The 18,099-nt window shown below is 41.2% G+C and carries 19 protein-coding genes; 5 read left to right on the top strand and 14 right to left on the bottom strand.

From position 1 onward, the window contains the following. Positions 1 to 206: 206 nt before the first annotated feature. The 4 genes from G7B20_RS08265 to G7B20_RS08290 all read left to right on the top strand — a co-directional run bounded on the left by G7B20_RS08265 (position 207) and on the right by G7B20_RS08290 (position 4,497). Complete coding sequence (locus tag G7B20_RS08265; RefSeq protein ID WP_262886559.1) at positions 207 to 1,040, top strand: hypothetical protein; 834 nt, start codon at positions 207 to 209, stop codon at positions 1,038 to 1,040. A 688-nt stretch (positions 1,041 to 1,728) separates the two neighbouring features. Next, positions 1,729 to 1,995: a Fic family protein gene (locus G7B20_RS08275; RefSeq protein ID WP_164110166.1), complete on the top strand. Its 267-nt coding sequence runs from the start codon at positions 1,729 to 1,731 to the stop codon at positions 1,993 to 1,995. 131 nt (positions 1,996 to 2,126) lie between these two features. Beyond that, complete coding sequence (locus G7B20_RS08280; RefSeq protein WP_164110168.1) at positions 2,127 to 3,227, top strand: DUF4932 domain-containing protein; 1,101 nt, start codon at positions 2,127 to 2,129, stop codon at positions 3,225 to 3,227. Between the two features lie 427 nt (positions 3,228 to 3,654). After that, entirely contained in the window at positions 3,655 to 4,497 is an 843-nt protein-coding gene (locus tag G7B20_RS08290; protein WP_164110170.1) for an NAD-dependent epimerase/dehydratase family protein, read from the top strand. 97 nt (positions 4,498 to 4,594) lie between these two features. Here the strand turns inward: G7B20_RS08290 and G7B20_RS08295 are convergent, their stop codons facing one another. The 8 genes from G7B20_RS08295 to G7B20_RS08330 all read right to left on the bottom strand — a co-directional run bounded on the left by G7B20_RS08295 (position 4,595) and on the right by G7B20_RS08330 (position 12,450). Then, positions 4,595 to 5,842: an MFS transporter gene (locus G7B20_RS08295; RefSeq protein ID WP_164110172.1), complete on the bottom strand. Its 1,248-nt coding sequence runs from the start codon at positions 5,840 to 5,842 to the stop codon at positions 4,595 to 4,597. Between the two features lie 845 nt (positions 5,843 to 6,687). Further along, positions 6,688 to 6,933, bottom strand: coding sequence for a hypothetical protein (locus tag G7B20_RS08300; RefSeq protein WP_164110173.1), 246 nt, complete (start codon positions 6,931 to 6,933; stop codon positions 6,688 to 6,690). A 50-nt stretch (positions 6,934 to 6,983) separates the two neighbouring features. Next, positions 6,984 to 7,406, bottom strand: coding sequence for a hypothetical protein (locus G7B20_RS08305; protein ID WP_164110175.1), 423 nt, complete (start codon positions 7,404 to 7,406; stop codon positions 6,984 to 6,986). A gap of 27 nt (positions 7,407 to 7,433) precedes the next feature. Continuing rightward, positions 7,434 to 7,949, bottom strand: coding sequence for a thermonuclease family protein (locus tag G7B20_RS08310; RefSeq protein WP_164110177.1), 516 nt, complete (start codon positions 7,947 to 7,949; stop codon positions 7,434 to 7,436). Continuing rightward, the gene (locus G7B20_RS08315) at positions 7,946 to 9,088 is read right to left on the bottom strand and encodes a DUF4236 domain-containing protein (protein ID WP_164110180.1); all 1,143 of its coding nucleotides are present in this window, start codon (positions 9,086 to 9,088) and stop codon (positions 7,946 to 7,948) included. Before G7B20_RS08315 ends, G7B20_RS08310 begins: the two co-directional genes overlap by 4 nt. A gap of 210 nt (positions 9,089 to 9,298) precedes the next feature. Continuing rightward, positions 9,299 to 9,928 (bottom strand): helix-turn-helix transcriptional regulator, encoded by a 630-nt coding sequence (locus G7B20_RS08320; protein WP_240465995.1) that lies wholly within the window; start codon positions 9,926 to 9,928, stop codon positions 9,299 to 9,301. Between the two features lie 53 nt (positions 9,929 to 9,981). After that, positions 9,982 to 11,658, bottom strand: a complete 1,677-nt coding sequence (locus G7B20_RS08325; RefSeq protein WP_164110184.1) for a tetratricopeptide repeat-containing sensor histidine kinase — start codon at positions 11,656 to 11,658, stop codon at positions 9,982 to 9,984. Between the two features lie 90 nt (positions 11,659 to 11,748). Continuing rightward, complete coding sequence (locus G7B20_RS08330; protein WP_164110187.1) at positions 11,749 to 12,450, bottom strand: hypothetical protein; 702 nt, start codon at positions 12,448 to 12,450, stop codon at positions 11,749 to 11,751. Between the two features lie 392 nt (positions 12,451 to 12,842). On the opposite strand from G7B20_RS08330, the gene G7B20_RS08335 reads away from it, so the two are divergent. Then, on the top strand, positions 12,843 to 13,844 hold the full coding sequence (locus G7B20_RS08335; protein ID WP_164110189.1) for a hypothetical protein: 1,002 nt from the start codon (positions 12,843 to 12,845) through the stop codon (positions 13,842 to 13,844). Between the two features lie 40 nt (positions 13,845 to 13,884). On the opposite strand, the gene G7B20_RS08340 is transcribed toward G7B20_RS08335, so the two are convergent. The 6 genes from G7B20_RS08340 to G7B20_RS08365 all read right to left on the bottom strand — a co-directional run bounded on the left by G7B20_RS08340 (position 13,885) and on the right by G7B20_RS08365 (position 18,059). Beyond that, positions 13,885 to 14,151 carry a hypothetical protein gene (locus tag G7B20_RS08340; protein WP_164110190.1) on the bottom strand — a complete coding sequence of 89 codons (267 nt, stop codon included), beginning with the start codon at positions 14,149 to 14,151 and terminating at the stop codon, positions 13,885 to 13,887. Between the two features lie 440 nt (positions 14,152 to 14,591). Then, positions 14,592 to 15,416, bottom strand: coding sequence for a universal stress protein (locus G7B20_RS08345; protein WP_164110191.1), 825 nt, complete (start codon positions 15,414 to 15,416; stop codon positions 14,592 to 14,594). Between the two features lie 134 nt (positions 15,417 to 15,550). Beyond that, positions 15,551 to 16,312 carry an SDR family NAD(P)-dependent oxidoreductase gene (locus tag G7B20_RS08350; RefSeq protein WP_164110193.1) on the bottom strand — a complete coding sequence of 254 codons (762 nt, stop codon included), beginning with the start codon at positions 16,310 to 16,312 and terminating at the stop codon, positions 15,551 to 15,553. Positions 16,313 to 16,413: 101 nt separating this feature from the next. Next, positions 16,414 to 16,668 carry a hypothetical protein gene (locus G7B20_RS08355; RefSeq protein WP_164110195.1) on the bottom strand — a complete coding sequence of 85 codons (255 nt, stop codon included), beginning with the start codon at positions 16,666 to 16,668 and terminating at the stop codon, positions 16,414 to 16,416. Positions 16,669 to 16,708: 40 nt separating this feature from the next. Next, positions 16,709 to 17,377 (bottom strand): BON domain-containing protein, encoded by a 669-nt coding sequence (locus tag G7B20_RS08360; RefSeq protein WP_164110197.1) that lies wholly within the window; start codon positions 17,375 to 17,377, stop codon positions 16,709 to 16,711. A gap of 121 nt (positions 17,378 to 17,498) precedes the next feature. After that, the gene (locus tag G7B20_RS08365) at positions 17,499 to 18,059 is read right to left on the bottom strand and encodes a helix-turn-helix domain-containing protein (protein WP_164110199.1); all 561 of its coding nucleotides are present in this window, start codon (positions 18,057 to 18,059) and stop codon (positions 17,499 to 17,501) included. Positions 18,060 to 18,099: the final 40 nt, after the last annotated feature.

The raw sequence follows: 18,099 nt of genomic DNA on the forward strand, positions 1-18,099 counted from the left end.
ACCGCAGCAAGGAGCATCTGCTGGAAATCGAAAGTAAATTTTTCGAACATTGCCGCAAGCAGGGCTACCCCGAAAGTGCGAGCAGGGAGATATGGCGGCAGATGGAGAGCTTTGCAGGGTACTCTTTTAACAAGGCACACTCGGCTTCCTTTGCGGTCGAAAGCTATCAGAGTCTGTTTCTGAAGACGTACTACCCGAAAGAGTTTATGGTGGCGGTGCTGAACAACTATGGGGGCTTTTATAACCGCAAGGTGTATGTCAATGAAGCTAAACGTGCGGGTGCCAGCGTGAACCTGCCCTGTGTGAACAGGTCGGTATTTGGGGCAACGATATATGGAGATGATATTTTTCTGGGCTTTGACACGCTCCTGAATCTGAATGATAAACTGGCGCTACGTATCCCAGCCGAACGAATGGCCAATGGGGAATATACGAGTCTGGAAAACTTTGTACGGCGTACGGGGGCTAAACTGGAACAGCTGATTATCCTTATCCGGACGGGCGCTTTCCGCTTTATGGGATTGGGCAAGAAGGAACTGCTATGGGAAGCGCATCTATTGCTGTCTAAGGATAAGCGGGCTGAAACGGTACCGCTACTCTTTGAATTGGCGAGCCGTAAACCGGTATTGCCGAAGCTGCAAAGCTCGGTACTGGAGGACTATTATGATGAAATAGAGCTGATCGGCTTTGGGGTGTCGGGTTCGCTGTTCGATCTGGCACGCAGTGATTATAAAGGGGATGCCAGGGCTGCGGACCTGATGAAGTACGAGGGAAAAATGATCCGTATGGTGGGGGATTTTGTGGTCGAAAAGTATGTACGTACGAAAAGCGAGAAGCTGATGAAATTTGGCACTTTCCTAGATGCGGACGGGGATTTCTTTGATACAGTACACTTCCCCCCTTCGCTGGCCCAATACCCCTTGCGGGGCAATGGCCTATACCTGATCGAGGGTAAGGTGGTGGTCGAATTTGGATGCCCTGCCATCGAGGTAACCCGATGTGGCAAGATGCCGCTGAAAGCTGATCCGAGGAGTGTTTAACAACGATGAATTTGGAATACGCAATTGTAGATATTGAAACCACGGACGGGAATGCCCATGGTAACCGTATGACGGTAATCGCGATCCGCATACACAACGGTAAGGAAGTGATGGAATCCTTTGTTTGAAATGATGGAAGGTCGGATCTTTGTGGCGCAGAATGTGAACTTTGATTACTCTTTTATAAAACATCAGCTGGCCGAATGTGGCATCAAATGGACTGCAAAGAAGCTCTGCACGGTTCGCATCGCACGGTTGCCGCCCTACATTTGTACTATTTGATAAGGGGCGCGATGGCAATGAGAAAAACTGTCTTTTTATTGAAAAAGGCATCAAAAAGGATATAAAGACTCCTGTCTGTACTATCTACGGGATAAATTCGCTTAAGGAAATCTGTCAAGTGCCCTATATGTCCTGATTTTTGAGAGAATGCTACGCTAGGTAGTATCAGTAAAAAAATATCCCTTTCATCATAATGCAATTATTTTCTAGTCAAAATCAGATTAATCACTGTAAACCAGCAACATATCAACCCGCTCATTACTATTTTCAGTAAAAAAAATGAATCTGAACCTATGTTTTGCTGATAATCTAACAGATGATAGTAAAAGTGACCCAGAGGCCTTTGATTTAATCATTGATATTAATAGATTGGAAAATAATTCTGGAAAATTTATGGTGATGATTGGTGGGACGAATTGGCGATAGCTTTGGTGTGGAGTTGGCAAAAAAAACTCTTAGAACTACTCTCCTACTAGCTATTGCTCCAGGTACGGTGGATGATGTTACTGATATTTTAGGCTATAAAAGTAAACCTCGCTTTAGAGAGGTTTATGTAAAACCACTGCGGGATAGCGGCCCCATAGAATACACACTGGAAGAGGCTAATAACCCAAACCAAAAGTACCGCATAACACAGCGAGGTATAAACTTTCTAATGGGAAGTGCCATATAATGAGATATTCCGGATCACAGCCCACCAACGATGGTTCAACTGAACCTGCTTTACCGACAAAAGGTGGCTCCTCACCGATAGTCTCTTTGGTACATTAAATACTTCTACGATATTACTCCAAAACAACATATATGCTATTTAAAATAAACATTAAATTAAAAGCAACCGGTATTCTGATCCTTTCCATATTCAGTCTGTCAGCTCAAGCACAACATAATACCGGAATCGAAGGATCTCTTGTAGACCGGCGGATAGAATTAGTAAGTATTGTATTCCGCTTGGCAGAATGCAGAGAATATAGTCTAGAACGATTTAAACAATACACCGACGAAATTCAGAATCACTTCGGCCCTTATAAAAATCATGAACTCATCAGCTTTGTGAAAGATATCAGAAAAACAAAAGGGATCGGTTATGATGCGACAATGGCTATGGCAATACACCTGGATAATTCACTGGATCCTATCACAGATTTTTCAGACAGCGTCCCGAGCTATAGATGGGGAGAAAAAGATGCGAATGAGTTTGTTCGCCTCTTGAAGTCATTCTACATGGATTCTGATTTTGAAAGCTTCTTTGACAAGCAACAGCAGCTTTACGCGTCAGCCCGGGACAGATTCTCACCTATCTTGAAAAAGCTTGATTTTGAATGGTTCAATACGTTTTATGGTAAAGCTATAGAAGAGAAATTTGTCGTAGTAAACGCTCTAGGAAATGGGGGTGCTAACTATGCCGCGACAGCCCAGACGGCAGAAGGAAAAACTACTTATGCTATTATGGGGGCCTGGGAAACGGATGATACAGGGATGGTCTCCTTCCAAATGAATGATTACTTTCCGATACTGGTACATGAGCTGAACCATCCGTTTGTCAATTACCTACTCGAAAATAATCCTGAACCTTTTCGAAAAAGTGGTGGAGCACTTTATAGTATTGTCGGAGATAAGATGAAAAAGCAAGCTTATACGAATTGGGAAGCAATGTTGAACGAAGCGATGGTACGAGCTGCGGTAATAAAATATATGCAGGACCATCACTTTGCTAAAGAAAAAATACAGGCCGAGATCAACACCCAGATCGATAAGGGATTTCTATGGATTGAAGGTCTTGTGCAAGATCTACACAACTATTCGAACAACCGCCACAGATATCCTTCTTTAGAGGCTTATATGCCCAATATTGCAAAAGCATACGAATCATACGCTAGCCGATACAGTACGGAATATCGATAATTCTAACCGAAACGGATAAGAACATCTTCCGTTGTACAATGTGAACGTCCTCTGAGATGGCGCACGCGTTTCGCGTGTGCCACTCAGTAAATCAGCGACTTAAATATATCAATAATGCAATGAGACATCAGACTTTTTTATCGACCTGGTGTTCTACAATTATATATTGAAGTGTTTTGTGAATATATTGCGCGAACGGGGTGTAGTGTATAGAGGCGAAAGATAAAAGGATTAAAAACATCTAAATCATTAATCGTAAGATTGGATTAGAATTGACTACATGAAAAGCGGACAACCCGCCGTAAATGTTCTTATCGACCTGTATAATTTAAAGTTAGAACCAAATGCCACATTTGACTTCATCGGGGGAAAATAGTTGGTATAGCTTATAAATTGATCGTCAAATAAGTTTTAACTTTGGAAAATCATGAAAATTTTAGTCACAGGTTCGTCCGGACGTTTAGCTTCGGTTGTAGTAGATCATTTAAGAAGTCTCGGGCATAAAGTTATAGGTATAGATATAATCGCTCATCCAGCAACAGATGAACTGATTGATATTTTAGACATTGAGGCCGTAGAAAATATTACAAAAGGTGTAGATGCGATCGTACATACTGCTGCAATTCATGGCAAACATTATGATTTAAATTATCCTCGGAGCGTTTTTATCGATGTCAATATAAAAGGGACCCTCAATCTATTGAATGCTGCCGTGAAAAATGGTGTAAAGAAATTTATATACACCAGCACAACTTCGATCTATGGCTCGGCGATGAACGACGATACACAGGCTGTCTGGGTAGACGAGACGTTAAGAGAACAACCGAGAGATATTTATGATATCACTAAACAGTGTTGTGAGCAGTTGTGCAAAGACTTTTTTTACAAAGAAAAATTGGAGACCGCTGTACTGAGAGTAGCCCGTTTTTTACCTGAAGATGAAAACCTCACTATAAATCATAGATTATACCGTGGGCTTGACGAAAGAGACGGGGCACATGCTATTCAATTAGCTTTAATCCACAACTTTAAGGAGTTTGAGATATTTAATATTTCAAGCGGATCGCCCTTTAATGCAGAAGATCTTCATGAATTAAAATTTCATCCATTGGAGGTAATTTTAAAATATTATCCTGAGGCTAGGGGAATTTATAAAAGTAAAGGCTGGACATTTCCAAATTCTATAGACAGAGTATATAGATGTGATAAGGCTAGAAATGCTTTTGGCTATATTCCGAAGTACACCTTTGAGTTTCTTTTGAATAGTTAAGACAAAATAGTAGTCCCTGAGGTATGTAGGCAGTTCGTGGAAATGTGATGTATTTTGCAAACATACTTTGATAATACACGATAACCTTTTTTTGATTTTATGGAGCTATTGTTTCTTTCATCCTTATCCAGACGATAAGACCGGAAATAAACGTAATTATTCCAGCGATGTGAACAGCCCATTCCAATCCGAAGAAGCTCCCGACTATTCCTGCCATCAATGCACCGATAGCATAGCCCATATCTCGCCAAAAACGATAAACCCCTAAGGAAGAAGCCCGCCATGTTGGGTGGGCGGTGTCGCTTACTGCGGCCAGCAAAGCAGGATAAACCATAGCTGTACCAATACCCAAAAGTACCGAACCAATCAAACCTGAAATTAAAGGTTCAAACCATTCAAAGCCGATAACAACGTGTCCCAAAACCTGCACGAACATTCCCCAAACAATCAAAGGCTTTCTGCCTATTTTGTCGGCTAATGGCCCGGTAACAATTTGTCCAACGCCCCAAACTACGGGATAAACAGCTTTAATCCAACCGACGCCTTCCAAACCTACTCCCATTGACATAAAAAGTAACGGAAATACACCCCAAGACATTCCGTCATTCAGATTGTTTATCAGTCCTGCTTGCGAAATAGAAAACAGGTTTTTGTTTTTGAATGAAGTCTCTTTGAACACCCACCATAAGTTTGGCTTGTGAGCCAGTCTATCTGATGCTATTTGTATGCCTTCTAATTGGGCAAACTTTCGGGTATCCCGAACCACAAAAATGGAAAGCAATAATCCAACAACGGTATAAGCGATTCCGATATAAAAAGGCTGTGGTCTTAGTCCGTAATGCGATGCTAAATAACCTGTCAGCAATGCGGTCAGCCCGACCGCTCCATAACCTGCGGCTTCGTTCAGTCCCATTGCTAAACCTCTACTTTTCTTACCCACTAAGTCAATTTTCATATTGACAGTCATAGACCAAGCTAATCCCTGACTTACTCCAAGCAATACATTGGCAAATAAAATCCAATTCCAAGATGGTGCAAAAGCTAAAAGAAATGGAACTGGTAGACCAATTAACCACCCCCAAATTAAAACTTTCTTACGGGTATATTTGTCTGCCAAAACACCAGAAATCAGGTTGGTAAAAGCCTTGACCACACCAAATGCAATGATGAATGAAAACACAACAATATCCGATTGGATATGAAATTCTTCTGTACCAATCAGAGGGACGACCGTTCTTTCCAAACCGACCATACCACCAACCATCATATTGACCAATACTAGAAGAGAAAACTGTTGCCAGTTTTCTTTCAATCCTAAGCGTATCTTTTCCTTTCTTTTAATCATTCTTTTTCTTCATATTTCAACTCATAATTGCCTACATGAATTTTACTTTGTTTGATTTTCTTATGGCTTAAAAAGTAGATTGATCGGCAAGTATGTACGTTGGATAGGTAATTCTTACCGAAGTATCAGACCTTTTTTGAATGATGTTATTTGTCCGCTTTTGGTTTCTACGATAGCGTTAGTTTAACAATTCCATGTTATTACCATTAAGCTTTATTTTTCCTTCATTTTGATTTAATGAGGTAACTTGTTTTTTAGCTGACTATAGAACCAAGTACCTAATACTGCTCCTAAAATTACAACTAAAATCGGGAAGTATCCTGCTCCGTTCAATACAAACATCGGTCCGGGAGATGCGCCTGCCAATGCCCAACCGTTGCCGGATTTAAATCCGGCACCTGATTATCAGACAGATAATTTGAGGCTACAAAACCACCGATGATGGCTACAGGCATTACCAATAAATTCCAGCGTTGTGCTTTCCTATCAAAACAGAAAAAATCACAGGTTTTGTCGGTACCGCACATTGTGCATGGTGTTCTTAAATGGGACGACATCCCAAAATTTTCACCCGCGTAGAGCAAGATAAACATCGGCAATGTAATCAATGGTCCGCTAACTTACCAAGGCCAGGGTTCTAAAATCCATTCTATATATCTATATTGTCATTATTTATTATTGTCGCAAAATTCAGCTTATAAAAAGAGATAGTTTGTCACATAAGTAACACAAGAGTAAACATATTAACCTTTCATCATTTTATGCCAACACAAATAAGGGAATATACGTCATTTTTATATAGATTAAGTTTATTTGCGACCAGCCATCTGCTTGTCCCTCTTTATTCAGCAACCATCAGAACGTGACCCGCTGTCATTTTCAATTTTTAGGTATTTATTTCCATGGGCATTTTCTGAAACGATTATCCTCAACTTTTGGGAGCCTTCGTTGTAGATATATAAAGATAACCGACCGCTTTCTATACCAGCGATAACTTCTTGTAGGGATAGTTTCCGATCAACATCCTCAGCGTTAGTTTTATCGGTCGGCGGAATATCTTTAGGAGCAATATCCACTGTAGACTTGTTCATGTATTTATTTTTCTGATCACTTGCCATTCATAAAAACATTTAATTGCTTATTAAGGGTAGTTGAAGACCGTCTCCAATATATGTTCTGAAAATTTATAGATATCGTCCAGTCTCTCCAGCTCATGCTTGAGCTCTTTCTTATCCTTATCGAACAGTCCAATGCGGAGCCGGTTTGGTGTGAAATAAAATCTACATATAGGCTTGCGGTTATTGTCATCGAGCAAAATACCACAATAAGACTGACTATCCCGCATAAATACCCGTCCTACTTCGATATCCTTGCGGAGAATAGATTTGATAATCAGAAAGCCGTCGATCTCGTCCTGAGTAGTGACAATCAGTGGCTCTGGTTCTGTAGTCAGGGCTGTGGTCTGTGACTCACTCTCCATCTCTTTCTTCCATCTAATATCTAATAATGACGCACCATAAGTTCCATGGTTATTTTTTTTCAGTAATTCCAAAATGGCCTTCATAACGACTAAAACCTATTATTATCTAACTTATTTTTTTATTACTTTCTCTCTATCTCCAGTTGTTATAGAATCATTTTCCATCCAAAGCCCAATTTTCTGTTTTCTGGCCTGCTCCTCTAACTCCGCATAAGTGCTATTATCGGAATACCGCTTGTAATGTACTGCCATACCTAATCTGACCATTTCTTTATTGACTACAACACCTTTATGATTGATAACCTCGGCCAATAGACGTTCGTATCTGTCATAACCTTGGCTTTGGACCGTCACTTTGGAGTCCGCACATAGCGTTGTTAAAGCTTGTGTCGACATCTTAGAAATTGGATTGGAGCGCCGGTTTTCGGGGGCATCGATATGTGTCAAACGGATACGTACCAATCTTCCTTGGTAGAGGACGACCATCGTATCACCATCTATTATGCGGTCTACCTCGGCGACAAATGCCATATGACGAAGATCGTTATTGACGATATCCTGTCCTGTGGATACCCCACAAGAACGTCCTATCAAAAGAAATAGGTAAAGTAGGATAAGCCGAGTCATAGTTGTAAGTCGCTTTCGTTGAGTGACCTTTGGTAGTCCTGAAATGCCCTCCCAAATGTGGCAGTATGCGCATAATTACTGAATTGGTATTCTTCTCGTAATCCGGTAGATGTCTTTAGCCGGATCTCTCCGTACTGCACCACCGGAATCTGATAATTGCCTTTAAAGCGCCGATCGGGAGTGCCATTCTTATTGACTTTGGCCCAGGTCTGCCCAACGATTGTTGAGTCTGCCGGTACGACATGGGTTGCGGTAAATCGTACATGTCCGTACTGAAAGTCTATGTCATCGAGACCGATAACTGCAAAATCGGAGCTATTGGCATACAGTACGACAAAGTTGGGGTAGATGTATAGATCGGCACCATTGGCATTCTGAAAATAGAGGGCTTGTAGCACTGAGCGGAATTCGGGTATAGTACGCAACGCAAAACGGACGCTACGCCTGCTGACGAACGCACTCGCAGAGGATCTGGTAATCACCCTATCTTCGAAATGTGCACGCGTAATGTCCCATATCTGGTGACAACGACTTAGGTCTTCGAACGCTGCAACCATAGCATCGTACTTGACCTTATGCTCTGGTTCGAAATCGGCATCTAAATCTACAAAGGATTTTTGAAGTTGTTCTTGAGCTTCTTGTAAAGCTACTTCTTGAGTCCGTAAATCTACCGTCAAACCCGCGGGAATAGAAGGCTTTAAATAGCCGTAAAGAAATATATGGCTTAACAGCAACTTAAGTTTGGTAGACTTGATAGCTTGACCGATCTTCTTTAGGTCATCATGAAGGCTGGTGCGCTGTGCTCGAGCGAGAAGTATCGCCTCTTTGATACCCTGCATATTCTGGCTGGTGATCTCGTGTAGATCGGCACTATAAATACTACCGGGAGACATAATATCAGGACTGTGATAAGAAAGGGAATCGGGAGGTAGAACGTCTCTAGACGGACTGTGGCTACTAGATAAATTCGTCCTACTGGATGTCCCCAAACCGGGAATGCCGGTACTGAAATAGCTGCCCGATGTACCTATGGCCACTCTAGCTCCGGGTATACCCATCGAGGTGGATATACCCCGCTTTCCAATATTGAGGTGTACACCGGGGATGATCTTAACACGTTTTCTAAAACTCCATGCCATGCTGTCGATTGTTTGGTATTTGTCCTTAGCGGACATCACAAATGTAAAGAAGCGTTAGCATCATTTTTTACGGCATGCCGTAATTTGAAATTTATTTTAAGAAAAATAAACATCTGTATTATAGACATATAAAATAAGGGAGATAAATACCTCCCTTAGATGTTAATTATGATTATTGAGCGTGCCACACGCTCATAAATATCGAGCGACTTAGATAATGCCCTGCTCGTTGCAATAGAGAAGCAACTGTTCATTTTTTGTAAAACCGAGTACCGAACGTATATGGTTAAGACGCTTTTCGACGCTGCTGAGACTCGATGGTCTTATGCCTCTTACGGCAAGGTAATCGGGGATTTCTTTTTGGGATACTCCATCGGCAAGCAGGTTGATGATATGTATATCAAAAGTAGTGAAATCGTGACTGTTTTTTTCTTGCATGATCTCTTTCACTTCGGGCGATTGATAGGTCTTGTGCTGATATACTGCTTCTAAGGCTTCTTTTATATATTGCGCATCTCGTCTTGCTTTGCGCACATAAGCGTGTATGGATTCGCTCTTAAATAAATTGTCAATAAAACGTGAGCGGCCTTCGGAAGATAATACGATGATCTTAAGGTCGGGCTGAGCTGCTATGGCGGCGGCAACCAAATCTTCTCCTCCGGAAAGCTTCTGGGGTGTCATATCGTCTTCGAATACTAGGTCGGTGATCAATAGATCAAAAGGATCGTCTTCCTTGATCGCTTTATTGATCCGCGCCAGTGCATCGTCGCAATAATAGACGTAGTGAACATCTTTGATGGCCAAGTCCTTAAGTGTTTTCTGTATAGAAACATTTGCCATCTCTTGGTCCTCAGCGATAAGTACTTTTTTAAACATGCTTTTGTTTTTTTAAGTTACACTATTGGAATATCGATCTTGATTTCTAATCCTTTTTCTTTTATGGAGTCAAAGATAATGTGTCCACCTAAACTATTTATACGGGAAACCATACTTTGCATACCGTTGCCTAATATAGTTGCATCGTTGATACCAACTCCATTATCTCGATAGGTGATGACAAGATGTCGGGACGAGCGCTTGAATCTGACAACGACGTTGTCGGCCCTGCTGTGCTTCTTCATATTGACCATGCATTCCAGCAAAACATGCCGTATTTCTTCTTTGATCCTGGGTCCCACATCTTGCCATGTCTCTGCATCATTTCCAACAGTGATGACCCGACGGGTATCGGTAGCATAGGAACGGATGGACTCGGATAGTTCTTCATAATAAGGTTTGGTCAAGGCCTCATAATCTTCTTCTGCCTCGTAGGATATATTACGGGATTTGTTATACATGACTTCTAGCCTGTCCAAAATACCCTCCCGATCGACCTCAGTCTTATTTTCAATCTCGGCCATAACCAGATAAATACCATTGGCTACCACATCGTGCACCTGGCGCGATGTCTTGAGTTTGGACGCTTTGATCTTATCCTGGGCTTCGAACTCAAGCCGTTGCTTGTACTTCTTATAGTAGAAAACACCGCCGATGATCAAAGCTACCGCAGCTACGATAGCGGAGCGCTGTAGAACGAGATTTTTTGCCTGGACGGCATTGTCCTTCTGAAGCATAAGATTCTCGGCCTTGTTCTTATCGACCTCATAGCGGATCACAGCAAACTGATTCTTGGCTGCTGCGCGCGCCTGTTGGACACTATCCTGCAAAGTCTGATACCTCTCGAAGTAGACTTGTACTTGATTAGACGGGCTGAGCTTAATTAATTTGCGCAGTCCATTGATCTGGTCGTCCGCACTATACAATTGTAAAGCCATAGCGTATCTTTTCTGCGCATATAGCAGCGCTTTAGCGCTGTCGCGTGGCTCATAGTACTCTGTAAGATGTGCGTAACTCGAATTTTGCCCCCAACGGTCATCATGTGCTTGCCGGATCTGTAGTGCCTTTTTAAGATCTGTAGCTGCATCATAAGATGAATCGGTACGCCACTTGGTCTTTGCAAGATTGGTAAGTGCGCGTGCATAGTCCACAGTGCCTTCTTGGGTCTGAGAGGTAATCTTTTGAAATATATCTAGCGCTGCTTTGAACTGACGCGAGTCGAAAAGTGTTGCGGCTTTATTATTTAGACAACGTAACAATGTAACACTGTCGGTTGAAAATTGTAGAGCTCGGTCAGAAAAATGGATGGCTTTTTCGAAGTCTTTCAGTAGCGAGGTTGCATTGGCCAAGGTATTATAATTAAATGCTAAATGGGGCCAATGGTCTGAATTATTGGCATCTAAATAAGGGAATGCTTGCAATGAAGTCTCTTGTGCTCCAAAGTGGTCGCCCTGTTCACTAAGAAGAAAGGAACTTCGAATAAGACATGAGGCTACTCCTAGACTATCACCTACTTGAATATATGCTTCTTTGGCCTTTTCAAAAGCGAGATAAGCACTGTCGGCTTTGCCGCTTTCTGCGTAGGATATGCCTTTCTTATAATATATATCAGCACTTTGAACGGGCTGTTGGACGCGATCATTCCGGCAGGATAGGAATACAATGAACAGTATAATGAGGTAATGTTTTTTCAATTCAGTCGATTAATGTCCTGAAATTACAAAAAAAACACTAAATAGTAAAAAGGTAGCGTTTGCTACCTTTTTACTATTGCTGTAATGAACTTAACTCCAGTGATGGGCAGGTCTTCGCTTCACCGGTGGAGGCGTATTGCCGCGATCGCCACCTGTCCCTTGCTCCTGATCAACGAGGGCCAAACCTAAAGTCTTCTTAAGTGGCTTCACTGGTGGAGGCGTATTGCCGCGATCGCCGCCTGTGCCTTGCTCCTGATCAACGAGGGCTAAACCTAAAGTCTTTTTAAGGGGCTTCACCGGTGGAGGCGTATTGCCACGATCGCCGCCTGTGCCTTGCTCCTGATCAACGAGTGACAAACCTAAAGTCTTTTTAAGGGGCTTCACCGGTGGAGGCGTATTGCCACGATCGCCGCCTGTGCCTTGCTCCTGATCAACGAGGGTTAAACCTAAAGTCTTTTTAAGGGGCTTCACCGGTGGAGGCGTATTGCCACGATCGCCGCCTGTGCCTTGCTCCTGATCAACGAGGGTTAAACCTAAAGTCTTTTTAAGGGGCTTCACCGGTGGAGGCGTATTGCCACGATCGCCGCCTGTGCCTTGCTCCTGATCAACGAGTAAGGAACAATATACAATAGGGGGAATAGGCAAATGTGATGGTCGATTGGTATGTGTATTAATCGTGGAGGCATGCCCTTGATCAACTACTTGTATTGGATATTTTTGTGCTATAAAATCTACATTTGCAGTGTCAGATACGGTTTGGCCACACAATAGGGCTAATGCTAAATAAAACATTTCTCAAAAAATTAAAAGTCATAGTCTGAGTAGGCCCTGCACACCGTGCACAGGGTTGCTACAAAAATTTTCAGAAGGCCTTCTGATTTTTTTGGGAAGTGTGAGTGTCCATCGCGGGAGGCAAAAGCTGCTTCCCAAACCGGCTATTGACTACCGCGAGTTCTTCTCGTTTTTTGAAATCGGCTGATGTCTTTTGTCGTTTTAATTATTGACCTCTGGTTCGATTTCTTTAGCAAAAGTATATCAGACAAAAAGCTTAATATCAGACGTTTCCGATATTTCTAACTGTTCTGATATAATTCCGGTTTTTCTTATGAATTCCCGGTTTTTCCGGTGGAGATTACTTATGGTTTTCCATAATTTCTGATGGATAATTTGTGTAATTTTGTGTTATGTCAAACTTCAACCTATTTAGAAATGAGGTTCTTTCGCTCTATCACGAGAAGAGAAAGCGAAATGAATTGTCTAGTAAATTATGCGAACCCTCTCCTGCTAATCTGAGGGATTATAGTCTTGTGGTATTGGGACGTAATTTATCCGCCGACGATAAACAAATAATGGAGGAATTCTATAATGACACTAAGGAATATGAAACGCTTGAAAAGGCAATCAGGAAGGTTGATACAGGAAAACTAAAATCACTGCAAAACTTCATCACTGAAAAAACTAAAAACCCGGACGAACTGCTTGTAAAACTCCTTGCAGTATTGGTTGATTATCAACCAAGGCCTTTCGTCTGGGAAGAATGGAGGCCTAAAGAAGAAAGGGAAAAGCAGGATCTTGTTGTTGAAAGTGATGATGTTGTTGAAGATGATGATTTAATTAGTGGAAAAAAGCCAGAGAAGGGTAAACCATCGGCATACGGGGATGGAAGAGAGGAGGATCTGGAGGCTAACAATATTAAGGGAGGATTTACGGATGAGGCTACCAAAAGTAGTGGTCTTATACCAGTGGGTATAATGTCTCCAGCTCCACCGGGTAAAGGAAACTGGCATTCAAAAAAACGTCTTTATTTGACTGTTACAGCAGCAGGCATTGTGTTGCTTTTTATAGGGTGGATATATATGAAACCGAATCAGTGTATGTGCTGGGAAGATGATCACTACGTGGTAGTGGACTGTGCTGCACAAACAAATCCATTAGGTCCAAAGAAGATTCCCTTGAACTATGAAAAGCTGAACAGTTTTAAAAAAATAACACGCCCAGATACACTGTCGGTGAAACACGTAAACAGAGTATGGTACTCAAAAATAGATCATGATGTGGAATTTTTCACCTCAAGCGGGTTCCATCCCGAGCATCCAACTCGCTCGCTGAAGGCGGCTACCGAACACATATTAACCAAGTATGCTGGCGATTCTGTTCGTGTGAAATCTCAAAATAACACAAACTAGTTGATTCGAAATTAATGTATAGCTCTCTCGTAAAAAGAGACTACCACAATGCTTTGAACACTCCGATGACCTGAAGGTCTATCGTTTCGTCGTCTCGCAATACAATAGGTCTGTAAATCGTATCGCTAGACTTGGGCTGAAGGTTGATCTCTTGATGTTGCCGCCTCTCGTCGGTCACGGTCTTTTTACGCGTATATTCCTTGATCGTATAATTAGCTCCGAAATCGCGGTCGGCAAAACTACTGGATTCGGAAAGGCAGATGAGCCCGTTGCGGGAGACTCCCTGATAGCGTTCGAACAGACACAACTAGAACTTAGTACTGTTAAAGCAGATATTACTTGAAATTCTAACCGATTAAATTTTCGATTATGGAGCCAATAATTACAGTTGTAATCAATATTATAGAAGAAGGGCGGGGACCCGTCTTTGACTGTAAAGTAAAAGTGGAGATTAAGCTAACACTTCAAGGCGATACAGTCTGCTTAAATCGTCATGAGATGGCTTGATTGTTTGACCGGGATGTCAAGACTATCGGTAAACAGATCAATACTATTTTCAATGAAGGGGAATTGGAAGAAAATTAAACTGTCGCAAAACTTGCGACAACAACGGCTTAGCGTAGCCTGTGCAACACCAACATTGGAGGCAATATAGCGTGTAAAAGAACTCTTCTTAATATCGGCGGATATGATTTTACAGGTTGATATGACAAGATTATAATAAGGGATGCACATATGAATAAAATATCAGTCCCTCCTGCCCTTTCCAAATATTAATGTAGGCACAAGTGGCCTAAAAGCTAGCTCCTCGGCCAAAATAGGATTAAATAGCTTTTCAAGAAAGGAACGATGATGATCTGTGAATAAAATCAGTATATCCGGTCGCACAATATTAACCTCCTCCAAGAGTTGCTCAATGAAAGGCTTAAATATATCTTTTTTAACAGAGCGGAAATGTACAGGGTAATTGAAAATTTCATTAAAAGTTAATCGCTCGGGATCCTCTGTTGTATTGTCAATGTAGAGCATTTCAACACGGGCATGGAAAAGTCTAGCAAATGTGCTGACGCGGTCCATTTCTTCGAAAGCATCTTCAAAATCAGAAGCATAGAGCAATAAGTGAATAGGACTGGGTAAATAATCATATGGAATGACTAAAACCGGTATAGCGGATTTTGTGACAAGATTGCCCGTATTGGTACCTAAAATCTTGTCGAGTCCACTTGCTCCTCTGGTGCTTATTGAAATATAAGCGATATCGTGGCGCGTTTGGCAGAACTCTAAAATCATCATATCCGCTCTTATGCCTTCTAAAATAACAACGTCGTACGGTTTGGATTTAATATTGATCTCTGCATAACAGCTGTCAATAAATTCCCGCATTCGCAAAGTCTGCTCATCAGTATCGAATCCCATATATTGATGTGCGATACTAGTATCTAGACTATACACGATAGGTGCAACATGGATAAACAACAGCTTCATCGCCGCTAGAGATGCCATGTTGATGGCAAAACGTATTCCTCCTTTGGAATTTTCTGAAAAATCAGTGGGGACTAAAATCGTATTCATAATAATTATCCTTTGGGGTGCTGTTACTCCTTTTCTTAAATTGCGACGAAGACTTCTTTCCTTTACCAACAAGCTGACCGCAAAAATTTTAACTCAAATATCTGAAGTAAGTTATTATTTTAGTGGCTTACTCATTACTGTGTACACATACCTCCATCGATGACTTGAGTTGTTCCTGTAATAAATTGACTGTCATCACTGGCGAGAAATAAAACCAATTTTGCTATTTCAACGGGCTCGGCATAGCGTCCCAGGGGAATGGCTGCTTCAAATTGATGCCTTACCTCTTCGACATGTCCGGCCGATGTCCCCTCTTCGATAGAACGCATCATCCGGTTGTTGACCGGGGAGGGATGTACGGAGTTTACCCTGATTTTTCGCGATGCAGCTTCAAGAGCGGTGGTACGCATAATTCCAACAACAGCATGCTTACTCGCTACGTATGCACTAAGACCAGGAAATCCTAATAGTCCTGCTACAGAGGAGCTCATGATAATACTCCCTCCATCATTCATCTGGGGCAATACATATTTATTGCCCAGCCATGCCCCTTTTATATTTACAGCCACTATTTTATCGAAAACGTCCTCGGGGTATTCAATGAGCGGCTTTACCAGGCCTTCAATGCCGGCATTGTTAAAAAACACATCGATCTTACCGAATTGCTTTACCGTCTCCTGGGTATATACTTTAACGTCCACAGCATTCGACACATCTGCCACACAGTACTTGACATTCTCACTATCAAAGTCATTGACAACTGCCTTTAACGCGGATTCGGAGAGATCTATCAGCATTACTTTTGCGCCTTCATTTAAAAAGAGCTGGGCGGTAATTTTACCTATGCTGCCAGAACCTCCTGTTATTACAGCTACTTTGTTCGCTAACTTTTTCATTTAGATTTAATTTGTGCGATTTTTATCGCCGGACCAATATTCAAAATCTATACTTAAAAGCACTTATACTATAGCGCTTTTAAGTATTGAACATCAAAAATCTAAGCTCTATGCATGTGAAGTGCTGCATTTTTCTGCACTTCTTTTCCAATACTGGAATGACCTTTCGCTTCCAAAGCACTTTTTAGGGCTTTATCAAGACTGCCATTTTTTTGATGCTTTGCGGCCTTGAGATGGCTTTTTGCTGCCGCTTTGAAATGAAAGGCTGCTTCTTTATGATTTTTAATTATCTCTTTGCGTTCAGATTTTGAACTACCTCGAGATCCTTTTTTTGCTTTTTTGGTTTCACTTTTCATTTTAAAAAACTTTATAATTTGTATGAATCGTTAAAACTGACTAATCCTCTAAAACTAAAACATAATCTACAACTAGATCATTTTTAACATGCCAAATACCCGGAGTTTTCCACGCGATACGACCGGCCTCTTCTTTCTCATACCAAGATTGTGCTGTTCCACTTAGTGTAACTGTCGTACCTGATACTGAAACATCAATATTGCTATCATCAATGGTACTTCTTCTGAGAGCATCTTCAATATCTCTCTTTTCAATAGCTTCATTTGATTCAGATTTAATCTTGATCATGTTGGTGACTCCCTTGACGCCGCTGAGAGAATGTACAACACTTTTCGCTGCTTCTCGTTGGTAATCCCAAGCTAACTCACCCTCTAGGGTAACCCAACCGTTTTCTACCTTCACATTTACTTTATCCCTAGGAATGGACCAACTGTTTTTCAATGCTGTGAGGACTTCGTCTGCAACTTCGCCATCGGTTTTGGACCATGAACTTGGAAACTTTACTTCAATATTCTCCACCAGAGCTTTTACTCCAATTACTTTCTTTGCTGCATTTTCAGCTTCCATTTTTTTTGCGTAGCTATCTACGATTCCGGTTAAACTGACCACACCTTCCTTAGCCGTAACACCGATCTCTGCTGCGTTCAACAATGGCTCCCATTTGATAGCATTTTGAACGTCTTTCTGTAATTCTGCGTTTGTCTTCATCTTTTTGAAATAAAAAAATAAATAAATTATTGCTTCAAAACAAAGGTCAAGTTTATAAACAGGAATAATTTATACAATTAGAAAAAAATGTGATATAATTGGTTGGTATACAGATCTCTCTCTAAATATCTTCTAAATTCTTCCGAATTCTTGTGGGAAGATTCTTAAAAAAAGTAGGTGTAATACCTGTAACCTTTTTGAATTGTTTGGAGAGATGAGAAACACTTGAATAGTTTAACCGATAAGATATTTGGGTTAGGTTTAATTCTCCGTACATAATCAATTCCTTGATTTTTTCTACCTTATGTTGGATAATAAAATGTTCTAGAGTAATCCCTTTAGCCTTAGAAAATATCTCGGCAAGGTAATGATAGTTTTTTTTTAATTTTTCGCTGAGTAGTGTCGAAAAATTAACATGAGGTATTTCTTTTGAATAATGTACGGTCTCTATTACCAGATTACAGATCTTTTCTACCAATCTGGCAGTGCTGTCTTCTAATAGTTCCAGACCTGATTCATGTAACAATTCACTTAACTTTTTTCTTTGGCTTTCTGTAATGGTCCGGAACAATTTTACTTCCCCCAATTCTATCGACTTATAAGAGATGTCCAATTTATCAAGCTCGGATTTTACGAGCATCTTGCAACGACTGCTGACCATATTGTGAATAATAATTTTCATAACACAATAAACTGTAAAACAACTCACTAAATAATATGGA

This window comes from Sphingobacterium sp. xlx-96, assembly GCF_011007365.1.
Taxonomy (GTDB): domain Bacteria; phylum Bacteroidota; class Bacteroidia; order Sphingobacteriales; family Sphingobacteriaceae; genus Sphingobacterium; species Sphingobacterium luzhongxinii.

Bases quoted from the DNA above. Each gene is read 5' to 3' on its own strand.
- G7B20_RS08265 (WP_262886559.1), top strand. From the start codon at position 207: ATGGTGGCGGTGCTGAACAACTATGGGGGCTTTTATAACCGCAAGGTG.
- G7B20_RS08280 (WP_164110168.1), top strand. From the start codon at position 2,127: ATGCTATTTAAAATAAACATTAAATTAAAAGCAACCGGTATTCTGATC.
- G7B20_RS08290 (WP_164110170.1), top strand. From the start codon at position 3,655: ATGAAAATTTTAGTCACAGGTTCGTCCGGACGTTTAGCTTCGGTTGTA.
- G7B20_RS08295 (WP_164110172.1), bottom strand. From the start codon at position 5,842: ATGATTAAAAGAAAGGAAAAGATACGCTTAGGATTGAAAGAAAACTGG.
- G7B20_RS08300 (WP_164110173.1), bottom strand. From the start codon at position 6,933: ATGAACAAGTCTACAGTGGATATTGCTCCTAAAGATATTCCGCCGACC.
- G7B20_RS08305 (WP_164110175.1), bottom strand. From the start codon at position 7,406: ATGAAGGCCATTTTGGAATTACTGAAAAAAAATAACCATGGAACTTAT.
- G7B20_RS08310 (WP_164110177.1), bottom strand. From the start codon at position 7,949: ATGACTCGGCTTATCCTACTTTACCTATTTCTTTTGATAGGACGTTCT.
- G7B20_RS08315 (WP_164110180.1), bottom strand. From the start codon at position 9,088: ATGGCATGGAGTTTTAGAAAACGTGTTAAGATCATCCCCGGTGTACAC.
- G7B20_RS08320 (WP_240465995.1), bottom strand. From the start codon at position 9,928: ATGGCAAATGTTTCTATACAGAAAACACTTAAGGACTTGGCCATCAAA.
- G7B20_RS08330 (WP_164110187.1), bottom strand. From the start codon at position 12,450: ATGTTTTATTTAGCATTAGCCCTATTGTGTGGCCAAACCGTATCTGAC.
- G7B20_RS08335 (WP_164110189.1), top strand. From the start codon at position 12,843: ATGTCAAACTTCAACCTATTTAGAAATGAGGTTCTTTCGCTCTATCAC.
- G7B20_RS08345 (WP_164110191.1), bottom strand. From the start codon at position 15,416: ATGAATACGATTTTAGTCCCCACTGATTTTTCAGAAAATTCCAAAGGA.
- G7B20_RS08350 (WP_164110193.1), bottom strand. From the start codon at position 16,312: ATGAAAAAGTTAGCGAACAAAGTAGCTGTAATAACAGGAGGTTCTGGC.
- G7B20_RS08355 (WP_164110195.1), bottom strand. From the start codon at position 16,668: ATGAAAAGTGAAACCAAAAAAGCAAAAAAAGGATCTCGAGGTAGTTCA.
- G7B20_RS08360 (WP_164110197.1), bottom strand. From the start codon at position 17,377: ATGAAGACAAACGCAGAATTACAGAAAGACGTTCAAAATGCTATCAAA.
- G7B20_RS08365 (WP_164110199.1), bottom strand. From the start codon at position 18,059: ATGAAAATTATTATTCACAATATGGTCAGCAGTCGTTGCAAGATGCTC.